The organism is Staphylococcus pseudoxylosus (assembly GCF_003697915.1).
Taxonomy (GTDB): Bacteria; Bacillota; Bacilli; order Staphylococcales; family Staphylococcaceae; genus Staphylococcus; species Staphylococcus pseudoxylosus.
Genome location: NZ_RCVN01000016.1, coordinates 22,633 through 39,922 on the forward strand (window position 1 = coordinate 22,633; position 17,290 = coordinate 39,922).

A 17,290-nucleotide genomic window follows, 5' to 3' on the forward strand; every position below is an offset into this window, starting at 1 on the left:
TTATCACTACCTTTCGTTTACATTTTGTACGACGCTTTCCAATAAAGCAGTCAAACGCGTTTGTTCTTTTTCTAAATATAAATAGCCAATGACTGCTTCTAAGCCCGAACTTTTTCTATATGTTTGTATATCTGTATTTTTAGCTTTGGTATAACTTTTAGCGTTTCTGCCTCGACGAACGATATCTAATTCATCTTCAGTAAACCAATTGTTTTCCATTAAAAATTCAAGCGTCTGTGCCTGACTTTTAGCAGAAACATAGCGTTTTGCTTCTTGATGTAATCGATTAGGTTTTGCTTTTAATTTTAGTACGATATATTCCCTTACGTGTTGATCTAAAACTGCATCACCCATATAAGCAAGTGTTAGTGGATTTAATAGTTTATTGTCAATATTAGCCACGTTTAAATCTCACACCTTGAGCCGTGTCTTCTAGTATAATGTTTTGTGCTTTTAATTGGTCTCGAATTTCATCAGCACGTGCAAAGTCTTTTTCTTTACGAGCATTGTTTCGTTCTTCAATTAAAGCTTCAACTTGCTCATCTAACAATTCGTCGTTGGCCTTATCTTTTAATGGGATACCAAGCACGTCGCTAAATATTTGATACACTTCTTTAAAACGCGCTAAGACTTTTACAGAAGTAGTGTTTTCTAACACATATTTATTAGCTAATTTCGCTAAATCATACCAAGCTGTAATTGCATTTGCAGTATTAAAGTCATCGTTCATCACAGTTTCAAACTGGTTTAAAATATTGTCGATTTCAGTAATGTATGCAGATTGGTCTTCCACATCTGTTGCAATTGCTTCACGTTCTTCAATAGCTTGATAACTATTACGCACACGTTCCAAACCACTTTTCGCCGCTTCTACAAGTTCCATATTATAATTAATTGGACTTCTATAATGCACACTAATCATGAAAAAGCGTAAAACGTCTGGATCAATTTGTTTAATAATGTCATGCACTAATACAAAGTTACCTAACGACTTACTCATCTTTTCATTATCTATATTAATGAATCCGTTATGCATCCAATAATTAGCGAAAGGTGCATGGTTATGTGCTTCTGACTGTGCAATTTCATTTTCGTGGTGAGGGAATTGTAAATCTGTTCCGCCTGCGTGAATATCAATTGTCGCGCCTAGTTCATGGTATGCCATAACTGAACATTCAATGTGCCAGCCTGGTCTACCTTCTCCAAATGGGCTGTCCCAACTAATTTCGCCTGGTTTAGCCTTTTTCCATAATGTGAAATCTAAAGCATCTTCTTTCTGTTCACCCTGTTCGATACGTGCGCCCACTTTTAAGTCGTTCAGTGACTGATGACTTAATTTGCCGTAATCTTCAAATTTCCGTGTTCTAAAGTAAACATCGCCACCACTTTCATATGCATTACCTTCATCTACAAGTTCTTTTATAAACTTGATTATATCGTCCATGTGATTCATTACACGTGGGTTTGATGTTGCTTTTTTTACATTTAAAGCACCTACATCTTCATAAAACGCTTTGATGTAACGATCCGCAATCGTTTCAACTGATTCATCTAGCTCCTTAGAACGCTTGATTAATTTGTCATCCACATCAGTGAAGTTAGATACATAAATGACTTCATAGCCTTGATATTCAAAATATCTTCTTACTACGTCATAGTTTATTGCTGGTCTTGCATTTCCAATATGGATGTAATTATATACTGTTGGTCCACAAACATACATTTTCACTTTACCTGGTTCAATAGGTTCGAACGTCTCTTTTTGACGTGTTAATGTATTATATAATGTAATCATCTTGAATCTCTCCATTTCTTGTTTTCTCAAGTTGTTTTTCTAACTCTTTTAATTGCTCGTAAATTGGGTCAGGTAAATTACGGTGGTCAAACGTTTTCCCGATACGTCTGCCATCTTGTTTCACGATATGCCCTGGTATACCTACTACAGTTGAATAACTTGGTACTGAATTTAACACTACTGAATTAGCCCCGATATTCACGTTAGCATTAATTGTTATATTACCAAGCACTTTTGCGCCTGCAGCAATTAATACATTATCACCGATATCTGGGTGTCGTTTCCCTTTCTCTTTACCCGTTCCGCCTAAAGTAACGCCTTGATAAATCGTTACATTATCACCAATACGACATGTCTCTCCAATGACTACGCCCATACCGTGATCTATAAACAAACGTCTACCGATTTGGGCACCTGGATGTATCTCAATCCCTGTAAAAAAACGTGTAACTTGAGAAATAAGTCTAGCTAAAACATACTTTTTCTTTTTATACAGTTCATGTGCAATCAAATGACTCCAAACCGCATGTACACCTGCATAAGATGTAATCACCTCTAACGTAGTACGCGCAGCTGGGTCTTGTTCAAACACCATATTCACATCATCTTTAACTCTTCTTAAAAATTTAAACAAGGTTGCTACCTCCTTATTAAAAAAGCACCCCTAACTAAAATTGTTAGAGGTGCTTTTGCTTTAGCACGGTTCCACTCTTATTTTAAACACAGCCACTTGTTTAAATGCATTTGCAATGATTCAAACTAAAACGACTTTTGTTTACTCTTTAAAGTTTATTTAATTCATTTGCACAAAGCAAAGGTGCATTCTGTAATTTCAGTGATGTGCTTGCAGCTACCGCACACTCTCTATACACTTTCATCACGTACTAATCCTTTGCCATTTTCAATGTTAATCATAGGTTGTTTGATGTAATTTTTCAAGTATTATCAATTTAACACAATCTTTACATGCTACAACTTTACTTTAAACATATTTTTTTAAACGAGATAATACTTTTTCTCTACCTAAAACTTCAATTGTATTTGGTAGTTCAGGACCATGCATTTGGCCAGTTACAGCTACACGGATAGGCATGAATAATTGTTTGCCTTTGATACCTGTCTCTTTTTGAACTTCTTTGATCGTTTTTTTAATTTCTGCCGCTTCAAATGGTTCAAGTACTTCTAATTTACCGTATAAATGATTCATAAGTTCAGGTACTTGTTCACCATTTATCACTTCTTGCTCATCGTCACCTAAAATTTGTTCATCGCGGAAGAATAACTCTGATAAAGGTACGATTTCTCCGGCGTAACTCATTTCTTTTTGGTAAAGTGCTACAAGTTTACGTCCCCAATCTAAATCTTCTTCAGTTGGGTTTTCAGGAATTAACTCTGCTTTAATTAGATGTGGCAAGGCTAATTCAAATACCGTTTCACTATCTTTTTGTTTCATGTATTGGTTGTTAACCCAAGCTAGTTTTTGTTTATCGAAAAATGCTGGTGATTTAGATAAACGTTTTTCATCAAAAATCTTAATGAATTCTTCTGGAGAATAAATTTCATCTTCACCTTCTGGTGACCAACCTAATAGCGTAATAAAGTTAAATAGTGCTTCTGGTAAATAACCTAAATCACGATATTGTTCGATGAATTGTAAGATTTGTCCATCACGTTTACTTAATTTTTTACGTTCTTCGTTGACTATAAGTGACATATGGGCAAATCTAGGCGCTTCCCAACCAAACGTTTCAAAAATCATTAATTGCTTTGGTGTATTAGAAATATGGTCGTCTCCACGAATTACGTCAGAAATTTCCATATAATGATCGTCTATTGCTACGGCAAAGTTATAAGTAGGTACGCCGTCTTTCTTAACGATGACCCAGTCACCCATATTATTTGAATCAAACGAAATTTCACCTTTTACCATGTCATCAAATGAGAATGTTGTATCTTTTGGTACACGGAAACGTATAGATGGTTGACGACCTTCAGCTTCGAACTGTTGACGTTCTTCTTCTGTTAAGTGGGCATGTTTACCACCGTAACGAGGCATTTCACCACGTGCAATTTGTTGTTCACGTTCTTCTTCTAATTCGTCTTCTGTCATATAACATTTATAGGCTTTATCTTCATCTAATAATTGCTGAATTAATGGGTTATAAATTTCTGCGCGTTCTGACTGACGATAAGGGCCATAACCTTTATCTTTATCTACAGATTCATCCCATTCTATGCCTAACCATTTTAAATTATCAAATTGTGATGATTCTCCATCAACTAAGTTACGTTTACTATCCGTATCTTCAATACGAATTACAAAATCTCCATCATAATGTTTAGCAAATAAATAGTTAAATAATGCAGTTCTTGCATTACCGATATGCAAATAGCCTGTTGGACTTGGTGCATATCTCACTCTTACACGATCACTCATTATGTTCACTCCCGTTTTAAATGTTTGTTTTTATTGGTTAAGTTAATATTCAGGTTACACAAATTCACACAGTAAATAGGCTGAACGTATGTTAACTCACCTACGTGTAGTTCACTAAGAAAATAACGCTCAACTATTAATAAGTTTATGATTATCGCTTATTAATCATACCATAGCTTATACTTTTTTAAAGTATCCTAATCTAAAAAGCACTTTGCATAATTTTATACAACTGAATAAACAATCCACTTTTATAGAAATATAATTTCGCTATCTATTGTAGCACTTTAGCTAGTAATATGATATCACTGTGCTTAAATTATCTTATAGTTCTCCTTAATTTTTCAAGCCGTTAAAAAACAAAGGTTTCATGTGAAACTGTAACTGTGGGCGCTACAATTCCAAACGAAACCTTTACTTACAAATTAATTTATTTTTTTGGCAAAAATGATTCGACCTGAAGAAGTTTGTAACAAACTAATTACTTCTAAATCGATATGTTCACCTATATGTTTTTTAGCGTTATCTACAACGACCATAGTACCATCATCTAAATAACCTACTGCTTGACCAGATTCTTTCCCCATTTTAGTAAGCAATAGATTAAAGCGATCACCTTGGTGTACTGAAGGTTTAATTGCTTCAGACAAATCATTAACGTTTAACGCTTGAATACCTTGAACATGACACACTTTATTGAGATTAAAATCCGTTGTTATAATATGCGCTCTATAATGTTGCGCTAATTTAATTAACATTGCATCGATATCACTATGAGACTTAGTTGGATGTATAATTCTCGTTGGATGATTGGTATCATATAATTCATTTAATATATCTAAACCTCTTTGGCCTTTTTCACGTTTCACACTATCGTTCGCATCTGCAACGATTTGGAGTTCATTGATAACACCTTGAGGAATTAATATTTCTCCGTCAATAAAGCCACACTCAATAATATCTAATATACGTCCGTCGATAATGGCACTTGTATCAATGATTTTAGGCACCGCATTACGTGCATTAATAGACATTGAACGCGCCATATTCTCTGGTAAAAATAGCAACATTTCATCACGCTTTCGCAAACCAAACTGAAAGCCGAAATAACCTAAAATAATCGTAACTATAATTGGCACAAAATGATTAATGACATTATTGCCGATAATTTGAAAAATAAAAGATATCATAACAGAAATTAATAAACCTATCATTAGTCCAATTGTAGCAAATAATATTTCTACTGCACTTTGACGCATAATTGTTTGTTCTAATTCTTTTAAAGCATACGTTGCTTTTTTAATAAACCAACCAAAGATTAAAAAGAATATAATAATCCCTAGTAGCCCATTGAAATAAGTATTTGTTAATAGGGGTAAATGATTTAGACCAGCGTCATTGACTATTTCTGGTAATAGATACACCCCTATACTTGCACCCAAGATAATATAGCACAAGATCACAATGAGTCTTATAATGTTCACAGGTTAACTCACCTTCCTTTAGAAAGTTACTCAGGCTAAATAAGAATATATACTTAACCTAAATAGCTTTGTGTTTTTAAATTATTGTTTTGTTAGTGCATATTTTAATGCTTCATGGACATTCTTAACACCAATGACCTTGATGTCATTTGGAAATTGCCATCCACCAATATTTGATTCCGGAATAATTACACGCTTAAATCCTAATTTTTCCGCTTCTTGTACACGTTGCTCTATACGAGAAACTCGTCTAACTTCCCCTGTGAGTCCTACTTCTCCAATAAAGCAGTCTAAACCATCGACTGTTAAATCTTTAAAACTTGATGCTGTTGCAACAACAATACCTAAATCTACAGCTGGTTCTGTTAAACGTACACCACCTGCCACTTTAATATAAGCGTCCTGTTGTTGTAATAAATAATTCTCTTTCTTTTCTAGTACTGCCATAAGCAGACTCAATCGATTATGGTCGATCCCTGTCGCCATACGCCTTGGATTATTAAATGTAGTTGGCGTCACTAACGCTTGTACTTCTATAAGTAATGGTCTCGTGCCTTCCATCGTAGAAACAATAGTTGAACCAGGTACATTAGTCGAACGTTCTTCAAGAAACATTTCCGACGGGTTCTTAACTCCCTTTAATCCGGTTTGCTGCATCTCAAAAATACCCATCTCATTCGTAGAGCCAAAACGGTTTTTAACTGCTCTTAAAATACGATACGCGTGATGCTCGTCGCCTTCGAAGTAAAGGACTGTATCTACCATATGTTCAAGTAAACGCGGACCAGCTATTTGGCCTTCTTTCGTAACATGTCCCACTATAAATGTAGCTATATTCAATTGTTTCGCTATATTCATTAAACTTTGTGTACTTTCTCTAACTTGCGACACAGAACCTGGCGCCGAACTAATTTCTGGATGGAAAATAGTTTGGATTGAGTCTACTACAAGTAGATCAGGCTTGAGTTGCTTAACTGTTTCATGTATAACTTCTAAATCTGTTTCAGCAAACACATTTAATTGACTTGAGTCCTCGTCTAATCTTTCTGCTCTTAATTTCGTTTGATTTAATGATTCCTCACCTGTAATATACAACACATTTTTAGATTGTGATAATGCTGCACAAATTTGTAAAAGTAATGTAGATTTACCAATACCTGGGTCGCCACCTATCAATACGAGCGAACCATTTACTATTCCGCCGCCGAGCACTCTATTAAATTCTTCGGAGTTTGTTTTTACTCGTGGCGTTGTTTCATGTTTAATGTCATTTAATTTTTGTACTTTAGAAATATTGTCTCGACTGCGTACGCCATGTTTTGGACTCGCGGCCTTTTGTTCGACTATTTCTTCCATTTGATTCCAACCACCACAGTTTGGGCATTTCCCCATCCACTTTGGAGACTGGTAACCACAGGCCATACATTCAAAAATCACTTTCTTTTTAGCCAAAACTGCACCTCCATCTTTCATTGAACAAATCTATTTTAAACCTCTGTCTGTTTAAAAACAAATTTTATTCATAATCAAACAATTCAATCAAAAAATATTCGTATATAGTTATTTAAAAATCTTAATAACTTAAGGATTCTAATCTTTAGCAAAAGCTATTTTTATAAAATACCATGCTTGTGTATAGAGTACCACTGATATTATATTTTGACTTTTTAAATATTACTCGTTTATTTAGGTAAATACTACTCTATTGTTTATACAATATAAAAACAAAGCAGCACTCCCCCAATATGCATCCACATATTTGAGAAGTACTGCTTTAATTTATACTTAACTTTTAAGATTCAGTTGTTTCTTTATCTTTAGTTGTATCTTTTCTTTCTTGAATATCATATTTGAATGCTTTGCCATCATGATTAATGATTACTTCTTTGCCCTCAACTTGATTGCCTTCTAGAATTAATTCACTTAAGTTATCTTCAACTGTTTTTTGAATTGCACGGATTAATGGTCTTGCACCATATTCAGGATCATAACCCTCTTCAGCAATTTTTTCTTTGGCAGCTTCTGTAACTGTAATATTAATATCTTGTTCAGAAAGACGTTCTGTTAGTTTATCAACCATCATAGTCACAATTTCTTTCAATTCTTCTTTAGAAAGTTTGTGGAAGACGATAATGTCATCAACACGGTTTAAGAATTCTGGACGGAATGCATTTTTCAATTCTTTCATCATTGTCTTACGGATTGTTTCATAATCTTGTCCTTCAGATGCGCCTCCAAAACCAGCGAAACGTTGGTCTTGTAATTCTTGTGCACCTACGTTAGATGTCATAATAATAACTGTATTACGGAAATCTACACGACGACCTTTTGTATCTGTTAAGTGACCGTCATCTAATACTTGTAACAGAATATTAAACACATCAGGATGCGCTTTTTCAATTTCATCAAATAAAATCACTGAGTAAGGTTTACGTCTTACTTTTTCAGTTAATTGGCCACCATCGTCATGACCTACATAGCCTGGAGGGGCACCAACTAAACGACTGACAGCATGTTTTTCCATAAACTCACTCATATCAACACGAATCATTGCGTCATCTTCACCGAACATAGACTCTGCCAATGCACGAGCTAACTCAGTTTTACCTACACCCGTAGGTCCTAAGAAGATAAAGCTACCGATAGGACGTTTGGGATCTTTCAATCCAGCTCTAGCACGTCTAACTGCTTTACTAATGGATGTAACGGCATCTTTTTGGCCGATTACTCTATTATGAAGTGTATCTTCTAAGTTAAGCAGACGGTCTGATTCAGTTTCATTAATTTTAGTTAATGGAATACCTGTCCAACCAGCGATGACTTCACCAATATCTTCTTCTGATAGAGATGTGTTATCACCGTTTTGAGAATTTTTCCAGTTGTTATTTGCTTCTTCATATTGTTTCTCTAATTTTGTTTGTTTATCACGCAAGTTTGCTGCATTTTCAAACTCTTGAGCATGAACAGCTGCATCTTTTTCGTTTTTAACTTGTTCTATCTGTTGTTCAATTTCTTTCAAGTTTGGTGGCGTTGTATGACTCTTAAGTCTTACTTTAGAACTTGCTTCATCAATTAAGTCTATCGCTTTATCTGGTAAGAAACGATCTGAAATATAACGGTGACTTAATTTAGCTGCTGATTCTAAAGCTTGATCTGAAATGTTAATACGGTGATGTGCTTCATAACGATCACGTAATCCTTTTAAGATTTCAATTGTATCTTCAACAGTTGGTTCACCAACTTGAACAGGTTGGAAACGACGTTCAAGCGCTGCATCTTTTTCAATATTTTTACGGTATTCATCTAATGTAGTTGCACCGATACATTGTAATTCACCGCGAGCTAATGCTGGTTTAAGAATGTTAGATGCATCAATAGCACCTTCTGCACCACCTGCACCTACTAGTGTGTGTAATTCATCGATGAATAATACGACATTACCAGCTTGATGGATTTCTTCCATTACTTTTTTCAAGCGTTCTTCAAACTCACCACGATATTTTGTTCCAGCAACAACTGTCCCCATATCTAATGACATTACACGTTTACCTTTAAGTGTTTCAGGTACTTCGTTATTAACAATTGCTTGTGCTAAGCCTTCAGCAATAGCAGTTTTACCGACACCTGGTTCACCAATTAATACAGGGTTGTTCTTAGTACGACGACTTAAGACTTCAATAACTCTTGTAATTTCTTTTTCTCTACCAATGACAGGATCTAAAGTGCCGTCTTTGGCGATAACTGTTAAGTCACGAGCTAGACTGTCTAATGTTGGTGTATTATTAGATTTATTAGCTTGTGCATTTTTATTACTTGTTTCAGGGCTACCTAAAGCTTTAACGACTTGTGCACGCGCTTTTGTGATGTTTAAATCTAAGTTTGCAAACACACGCGCTGCGACACCTTCGTTTTCTCTGATTAATCCAAGTAAGATATGCTCTGTTCCTACGAAATTATGATGTAATTTTCTAGCTTCATCCATTGATAATTCAATTACTTTTTTCGCACGAGGTGTATAGTGTAATGCGCCCATTTGTTCTTGACCATGGCCGATTAATTTTTCTACTTCTTCAACTACTTTTTCTTCAGTAATATCGAACGTTTCTAAAACTTTAGCTGCAATGCCTTCAGGCTCTTTCATTAAACCTAAAAGTAAATGTTCAGTTCCAATATTCGAATGATTTAAGCGTATTGCTTCTTCCTGAGCATGTGCTAGTACGCGTTGAGCACGTTCTGTTAGTCTACCAAATAACATATAGTATGACCTCCTAATTTATATGTTCTCTTAATATATCTGCTCTTTTTTCATTAACTGTTCTATCATCTTCTTCGTCTAATAAGAAAGGCGATTGTATTGCAACCATTAACTCGTTAAACTTGAAGTCTTCTAATTCAATATAGCCTAAATCTAAACCAAGTTTCACTTCACTTAATCTTAGTGAAGCTTCCTCCATAGATATCAGTCTACTATATTTTAATATTCCTAACGAACGATATACTCGGTCTAATGTTTCTATATGATTATGTCGGTTTAATCGTTCGCGGATTTGCATTTCTTCATTAATAATTTGCTGCACTACCTCTGATAAGCTTTCAATGATTTCTTCTTCTGTTTTGCCTAAAGTAAGTTGGTTTGAAATTTGGTATATATGACCATAAACTTGAGATCCTTCTCCATAAATACCTCTAATTGTAAAACCAAAACGATTAATTGTTTGAGCAATGCGATTCATACGTTTCATTATTGTCAATCCAGGCAAATGCAACATGACACTGGCACGCATGCCTGTCCCAATATTAGTAGGGCATGTTGTCAAATAACCTAAAGTTTCGTCAAAACTTACATCTAATTCACTATCAAGTTGATCATCAATTTCTGAAGCTTTTTCGTATAATGTTGATAGTGATAAATCGTTACCCATGGCCTGAATACGTATATGGTCTTCTTCATTAACCATAATGCTTAAAGATTCATCTTCATTGAGTAAAACGGCAGAAGCAGGTTGTCTTATTAATTCAGGACTTATAAGATGTTTCGCGACAAGCTTGTATTTACTTTGTTGATCCATTGAATCCAAACGTTGTACAGACAAGTCAGGAAGCGCATCTTGTACGTCGTTAATTATTCGAAAACCATCTTGTTCTGACAAAAACATTAATGGGTGTACATGATTTTCTAAATTTCTTGCCAATCGTATTCTCGAAGACATCACAATTGGACTTTCTTCTCTATCACGCATCCATTCACTCATGTATGCACTAATATCGTTTTTACTCATCATGTTTCACCTCGCCATCCTCTTTCAATGCTTTAATTTCGTCACGAACAACGGCGGCTTCTTCAAAGTTTTGTTCTTCTATCAGTTGTTTTAAATATGAACTTTTTTCTTCTATTTGTTTTTTTAATGCTAATTTTCTGTGTGAAGAATGTGGTGTTTTTCCTACATGTTCAATTTGACCACCTTGCACACGTCGTACAATATCGACAATGTCATCTTTGAATGTAGCATAGCAATCTGAACAGCCAAATTTCCCAACATGTGCGATATCTTTTAATGTCATATGACAAGTAGGACATCGTTTTTCTTCTTTAAAAGCAATTTCATCAAAATCGATACCATGTTTAGCAGCTAAGTGTTGTAAGATTTGCTTCACTACAAATGCGCCTTCAATGTCATCTTGTGATTGAATTTGCTGATTTTGAGTCCATGGGTTACCACCTTGTGCACATGTGGAACAAACCCATTTTTCATTTATACCATCTTGACCTTTCACTGCCAATTTCACTTCTGCTTCATTCAAATGACAATTCTCGCATAGCACGACGAAACACCTCACTTTAATAATAATTTATAACATGCAATAACCGTTTAATAATATTTGCTCGAATGATATCTCTCGATAATACATCCATTTTTAATGTCTCTCTGTCGATAACGGCGTGTATCATTTTTGCTTCACGTTCATTAATGTAATTTTTATCCAATAAACCATCTACAATGTAATAAGCTTGCTGCTGTGAAATAGATGGACCAACTAATTGAAGTAAATGGTTAATATAACCTGTCTCATCTCTATTTTCAATTTTGGTGATTCGAATATATCCGCCACCACCTCTTTTACTTTCAATCTCATAGCCGTGCTCATTTGTAAAACGTGTTTTGATTACATAATTAAGCTGGGAAGGCACACAGTCAAAGCGCTGCGCAATATTGGCACGTTGGATTTCTACAACGTCTTCATTGGTGTCTTCAAATAATTTTTTAATGTATTGTTCTATGATGTCAGACATGTTGTGCATGATTATCACCTCTTTTGACCTTCTTTGACTATATTATATGACCAACTTTGACCTTTTTCAACCAATATGTTTTAAAAATTTTTAATTAAAGATGTAAGTGCTATCTAATTTATTGTATTATAGGAGTTAAGAAAAATTAAAAGGGATGAATGACTTATGCATATTATTATTGGTTTAATTGGGATAGCAGTGTTTCTTGCATTGGCGTTTCTATTTAGCTCAGATAGAAAAAATATTCGTTGGCAATATGTCGGTTTACTACTTGTAATACAACTAGTATTCGCATTTATTTTACTCAAAACTAAATTTGGTATTACAGTTATCGGTGGCATATCAGACGGATTTAATTATTTACTAGCAAAAGCAGCAGAAGGTGTGAACTTTGTATTTGGTGGATTTGAATTTGTAGATCCTAAGAACCCACCCTTCTTCTTTAATGTATTATTACCAATCGTATTCATTTCAGCATTAATTGGTATTTTACAATATACAAGAATCTTACCTTGGATTATCAACGTTTTAGGTTTAGCCATTTCAAAAATTAATGGTATGGGCCGCTTAGAATCATATAATGCTGTTGCCGCTGCAATTTTAGGACAATCAGAAGTATTTATTTCATTGAAAAAGGAATTAGCACATATTCCTAAACAACGTCTATATACTTTAACAGCGTCTGCAATGTCTACAGTATCAGCTTCAATTATCGGTGCTTATTTCACATTAATTGAACCGCGTTTTGTAGTTACAGCAGTTGTATTAAATCTCTTTGGTGGTTTCATCATTGCTTCTATCATCAATCCTTATAAAATTGATGCAAAAGAAGATAAACTTATCGTTGATGAGAGTGAATCAGGTAAACAATCATTTTTCGAAATGTTAGGTGAATATATCTTAGACGGTTTCAAAGTTGCAGTCATCGTAGGGGCAATGTTAATTGGTTATATCGCTATCATTGCTTTACTTAATGGTGTTGTTAGTGCAATCTTTACCGGGTTATCTGGTGGCAGTATCACTTGGGACTTCCAAACACTTATCGGATTTGTCTTTGCACCATTTGCATTTTTAGTTGGTGTACCATGGGACGACGCAGTACAAGCTGGATCCATCATGGCTACTAAATTACTATCAAATGAATTTGTTGCAATGCAAAGTTTAAGTGAGATTAAAGATATGAGTGCTCATGCTAAAGGTGTTATTTCAGTATTCGTAGTATCATTTGCAAACTTTAGCTCTATCGGCATTATTTCTGGCGCAATTAAATCACTTAACAACGAAAAAGGTGATATCGTAGCTCGTTTTGGACTAAAATTATTATTCGGTGCTACACTTGTTTCATTTATTTCAGCGGCTATTGCTGGGTTCTTTATTTAAAAATGTAACTTGGACATAGATATCCGTAAACATAAAAAGCTTATTCGTTTGATTTAAGTACATTTTATATAATATAAACTATTTCCATTACAAAATAAAAATCTTGCTACATAACGCAAGCAAACTACAAAACACACTCCCTATCGCATGGAAGTGTGTTTTTTTATACTTGTTAAATTGCTGTTGCTATATCTATATTTACAAATAGTAGACATCAACCTACATACCTTCTCTAAACGATACGATTTGCTAAAATATCACTATCCAATATATAAAGTGAAATTTATACAAACTAAAATAAGACACTTCGTCTTATAAAATAACTACTCATTATTTTTAACGAAGTGCCTTATTAAAAAATTACTTACGCGACATATATTTTAGTGAAGTTCTATCTATTACACCTTTTCTGTCATCAAAGAAGGTTTTACGATTTCTTCTATAAAATACTGTGTCACTCTATAATCATCAGTTAATTCTGGATGAAACGATACACCTAAGTAACGCCCTTCTTGAACTGCTACAATTTTTTCACCAACTGTACTTAACACTGATACTTCACCGTGTGTCGCTTCAATATGTGGCGCTCTAATAAAAACACCTTCAATATCTTCTGCGATTCCTTGTACATTTAATTCACTTTCAAAACTATCCACTTGTCTACCAAATGAATTTCTTTGAACGGTGATGTCTAATTTATCTAAATAGCCTTCTTCACCAACAATATGCTTAGCCATAACTATTAATCCAGCACACGTTCCAAACATAGGTAATGTAGATTGTTGTAGTGCTTCTTTAAAGCCATATAAATTCATTAATCGACGTAGTGTAGTAGATTCACCACCAGGTAAAATAAGACCATCAATGTGATCTAATTGTTCTGTACGCTTAATTGCAATGCCTTCATGACCGCTAAGTTCAATATGACGTATATGTTCCCTTACTGCGCCTTGCAGTGCTAGTACACCAATTTTCATATTACCATCCACGCTCTTGCATACGTTCTTCTAAAGTCAATTCATTGATGTCTAAACCTTTCATAGCTGTACCTAAGTCTTTTGCTAAACGTCCAATTAATTCATAGTCTTGGTAGTGAGTTGTAGCTTGTACAATAGCTTTAGCGAATTTTTCAGGGTCTTCTGATTTAAAAATACCAGAACCAACAAACACACCATCAGCGCCTAACTCCATCATTAATGCTGCATCTTGAGGTGTAGCTACACCACCAGCTGCAAAGTTAACAACAGGAAGTTTACCATTCTCTTTAATATTTTTTAGTACTTCAAATGGTGCGCCAATATTTTTAGCTTCAGTCATGATTTCATCATCATTCATCACTGTTAATCTTTTTACTTCTGCATTAACTTGGCGCATGTGTCTAACAGCTTCTACAATATTGCCTGTACCCGGCTCACCTTTTGTACGTAACATTGCTGCACCTTCACCGATACGTCTTGCAGCTTCTCCTAAGTTACGGCAGCCACATACAAACGGTACTGTAAACGTATCTTTTAATAGATGATACTCTTCATCTGCAGGTGTTAATACTTCTGATTCATCAATGTAGTCTACACCCATTGATTCAAGTACACGCGCTTCAGTAATATGACCAATACGCCCTTTTGCCATTACCGGAATCGAAACAGCATTCATAACTTCTTCTACAATTTTAGGATTAGCCATACGCGCAACGCCACCAGCTGCTCTAATGTCAGATGGTACACGTTCTAACGCCATTACCGCAACTGCTCCAGCTTCTTCAGCTATTTTAGCTTGTTCAGCATTGACAACGTCCATAATCACGCCGCCCTTTTGCATTTCTGCCATTCCTCTTTTAACTCTCTCTGATCCAGTTACTTTAGACATTTGTTTTTCCCCTTTACTTAGTTGATTAAATTCATTTTAAGAGATAAACTGGTATTTAAAAAGGTTCAATTTCAATTTAATTTTGGGGGTCAGTTTCATGTCAAAATCACATCTTTATATCGATTTATATGAAAATTTAAAAAATCAAATTATTGAAGGTCAATATAAATCAGGAGATAAATTTCCTTCTAAACGCGCATTAGGACAACATCTCTCTGTAAGTAATACAACGATTGAACATGCATATCAGTATCTACTCGATGAAGGTTATATATATTCAAAACCACGTTCAGGTTATTTCGTTTCAGATATTGAAACTTTACCGATAATTAATAGGAAAACACAATTCAATACAGATGATTATTTATCATCCTCAAATAAACACTCGGATGCTTATTACAAATATGCATTCAATTTATCAGAAATTGATACTGATTACTTTCCAATTCAACAGTTTAGAAAATATGCGCGAGATGCTTTTGAAATAAATCAATTACAATTACTCCAACACGCAAATCCCAAAGGTGAATGGTCATTAAGACAAGAAATTGCTCACTATTTATTCAATAGCCGTGGTGTATCATGTCATCCTGAACAAATTGTAGTTGGCTCATCGACTGAACAATTAATTAATTTACTAACGGATATCTTAAACAAAGCACAATTCCTTATTGAAAATCCGAGTTACCCACCTATCAAGCAAGTATTAGAAAAAAGACAAATTCCTTATATGCAAGTGCCAGTAAATCAAACTGGTCTTGAACTAGACTATTTAAAGACAGCAATTCATAACATCGCATATGTGACACCCTCACATCAATTTCCTACTGGCTATGTAATGAATTTAAAAAAGCGTACCCAGCTCATATCATGGGCACACGAACGTGATGATAGATATATTATTGAAGATGATTATGATTCAGAATTTCGCTATTTTGGCAAACCAATTCCCGCATTACAAAGTTTAGACACGAAAGACAAAGTAATTTATATTAGTACTTTCTCTAAATCACTATTCCCTAGTTGTAGAATTGCCTACCTTGTTTTACCTAAAAAGTTACTTAATCAGTATGAGAATTTAAAACATAAAGAAGGTAATACAGTACCTGCACACTTACAAAAAATTGTAGCAAGTTTTATGGAATCAGGAAGCTTTGAAAGACATTTAAACAAAATGAGAAAATTATATAGTCGCAAATTAAAATTTATTATTGAAGCACTTAAACCTTATGAAGATCAATTAGAAATAGAAGGTGCTTTAGCAGGGATGCATTTTAATTTAACAGTTAAAAATGGTCTTTCTATAAAGGATTGTCTAAAAAATGCAGAAAAGAATAAATTAAAAATAACACCATTTAATCGATATGATACTACACAACAATCTGTAAAATTTATATTAGGATTTGGTGGCATTCCTTTTTCAGAACTTGAAGCACATACCAATGCACTAATTGATAGTTTATGCATTTAAAGCATGGATAAAGTACCACTTTTAAATCTTAACTTCTAAATTTATTAAGATAGCATTGTGACTCTCTTATCAGATTATATTTCATTGTACTAGTGGGACTTATGCATGAGCTTTTGCTCATGTATTCCACTTTGCCTACTCTTTTGCCTACTCTTGCGGAACGTAAGTCTGCTACCTTCGGCGCTAAAGACCTTTCTTGCCGTGAGACAAGCGCTCGCATCTTTCTTCACTTGTACGTTCTCCTTACTCACTTACCACTCGTAAGCTCGTTTCGTCGCTCGTTTAGTTCGTCAGCATCTAAAGTCCCACTTTCTTAATTTTGATTCTAAATTTATTAAAGTAGACTTGTTACTCTCTTATCAGGTTATATTTCATTATACTAGTGGGACTTATGCATGAGCTTTGCTCATGTATTCCGTCGAAACTGACAATGACTTTCGGTTGAAGTTAAGCTCTTTGCGCACAAAAAAAAGAGACCTCTCGGTCTCGGCTCATCGCATCCTATAATGCTGCCTGGCAACGTCCTACTCTTGCGGAACGTAAGTCCGACTACCATCGGCGCTAA

Annotated in this window: 14 protein-coding genes; 2 read left to right on the top strand and 12 right to left on the bottom strand. The window is 34.7% G+C overall.

Going from position 1 to position 17,290, the window contains the following annotated elements; translation table 11 throughout:
- Positions 1-6: 6 nt before the first annotated feature.
- From D9V42_RS12875 to D9V42_RS12920, 10 genes are all read right to left on the bottom strand, one after another.
- A complete protein-coding gene (locus tag D9V42_RS12875) occupies positions 7-354 on the bottom strand; it encodes a Mini-ribonuclease 3 (RefSeq protein ID WP_167456112.1) in 348 nt (115 codons plus the stop codon).
- Between the two features lie 40 nt (positions 355-394).
- Positions 395-1,795 (bottom strand): cysteine--tRNA ligase, encoded by a 1,401-nt coding sequence (cysS, locus tag D9V42_RS12880; protein WP_107554895.1) that lies wholly within the window; start codon positions 1,793-1,795, stop codon positions 395-397.
- Positions 1,779-2,429: a serine O-acetyltransferase gene (cysE, locus tag D9V42_RS12885; protein WP_107554896.1), complete on the bottom strand. Its 651-nt coding sequence runs from the start codon at positions 2,427-2,429 to the stop codon at positions 1,779-1,781. The genes cysS and cysE overlap by 17 nt, the downstream gene beginning before the upstream one ends.
- A 348-nt stretch (positions 2,430-2,777) precedes the next feature.
- Positions 2,778-4,232 (bottom strand): glutamate--tRNA ligase, encoded by a 1,455-nt coding sequence (gene gltX, locus D9V42_RS12890; RefSeq protein WP_122065271.1) that lies wholly within the window; start codon positions 4,230-4,232, stop codon positions 2,778-2,780.
- Between the two features lie 425 nt (positions 4,233-4,657).
- Entirely contained in the window at positions 4,658-5,716 is a 1,059-nt protein-coding gene (locus D9V42_RS12895; protein ID WP_107530617.1) for a PIN/TRAM domain-containing protein, read from the bottom strand.
- An 81-nt stretch (positions 5,717-5,797) separates the two neighbouring features.
- Positions 5,798-7,168, bottom strand: coding sequence for a DNA repair protein RadA (gene radA, locus D9V42_RS12900; RefSeq protein ID WP_017723050.1), 1,371 nt, complete (start codon positions 7,166-7,168; stop codon positions 5,798-5,800).
- Between the two features lie 340 nt (positions 7,169-7,508).
- Entirely contained in the window at positions 7,509-9,971 is a 2,463-nt protein-coding gene (locus D9V42_RS12905) for an ATP-dependent Clp protease ATP-binding subunit (protein WP_122065273.1), read from the bottom strand.
- A 13-nt stretch (positions 9,972-9,984) separates the two neighbouring features.
- Complete coding sequence (locus D9V42_RS12910) at positions 9,985-10,995, bottom strand: protein arginine kinase (protein ID WP_017723052.1); 1,011 nt, start codon at positions 10,993-10,995, stop codon at positions 9,985-9,987.
- Positions 10,988-11,539, bottom strand: a complete 552-nt coding sequence (locus D9V42_RS12915; protein ID WP_042363311.1) for a UvrB/UvrC motif-containing protein — start codon at positions 11,537-11,539, stop codon at positions 10,988-10,990. The genes D9V42_RS12910 and D9V42_RS12915 overlap by 8 nt, the downstream gene beginning before the upstream one ends.
- A 16-nt stretch (positions 11,540-11,555) precedes the next feature.
- Positions 11,556-12,017, bottom strand: a complete 462-nt coding sequence (locus tag D9V42_RS12920) for a CtsR family transcriptional regulator (protein ID WP_017723054.1) — start codon at positions 12,015-12,017, stop codon at positions 11,556-11,558.
- A gap of 156 nt (positions 12,018-12,173) precedes the next feature.
- On the opposite strand from D9V42_RS12920, the gene D9V42_RS12925 reads away from it, so the two are divergent.
- Positions 12,174-13,388: a NupC/NupG family nucleoside CNT transporter gene (locus D9V42_RS12925; RefSeq protein ID WP_107554899.1), complete on the top strand. Its 1,215-nt coding sequence runs from the start codon at positions 12,174-12,176 to the stop codon at positions 13,386-13,388.
- 398 nt (positions 13,389-13,786) lie between these two features.
- On the opposite strand, the gene pdxT is transcribed toward D9V42_RS12925, so the two are convergent.
- Both pdxT and pdxS read right to left on the bottom strand, forming a co-directional pair.
- On the bottom strand, positions 13,787-14,365 hold the full coding sequence (gene pdxT / locus D9V42_RS12930; RefSeq protein WP_107554900.1) for a pyridoxal 5'-phosphate synthase glutaminase subunit PdxT: 579 nt from the start codon (positions 14,363-14,365) through the stop codon (positions 13,787-13,789).
- Between the two features lies 1 nt (position 14,366).
- The gene (pdxS, locus tag D9V42_RS12935; RefSeq protein ID WP_029377948.1) at positions 14,367-15,254 is read right to left on the bottom strand and encodes a pyridoxal 5'-phosphate synthase lyase subunit PdxS; all 888 of its coding nucleotides are present in this window, start codon (positions 15,252-15,254) and stop codon (positions 14,367-14,369) included.
- Between the two features lie 97 nt (positions 15,255-15,351).
- Here pdxS and pdxR point away from each other — a divergent pair, with 97 nt between their 5' ends.
- Positions 15,352-16,725 carry a MocR-like pyridoxine biosynthesis transcription factor PdxR gene (gene pdxR / locus D9V42_RS12940; RefSeq protein ID WP_122065275.1) on the top strand — a complete coding sequence of 458 codons (1,374 nt, stop codon included), beginning with the start codon at positions 15,352-15,354 and terminating at the stop codon, positions 16,723-16,725.
- Positions 16,726-17,290: the final 565 nt, after the last annotated feature.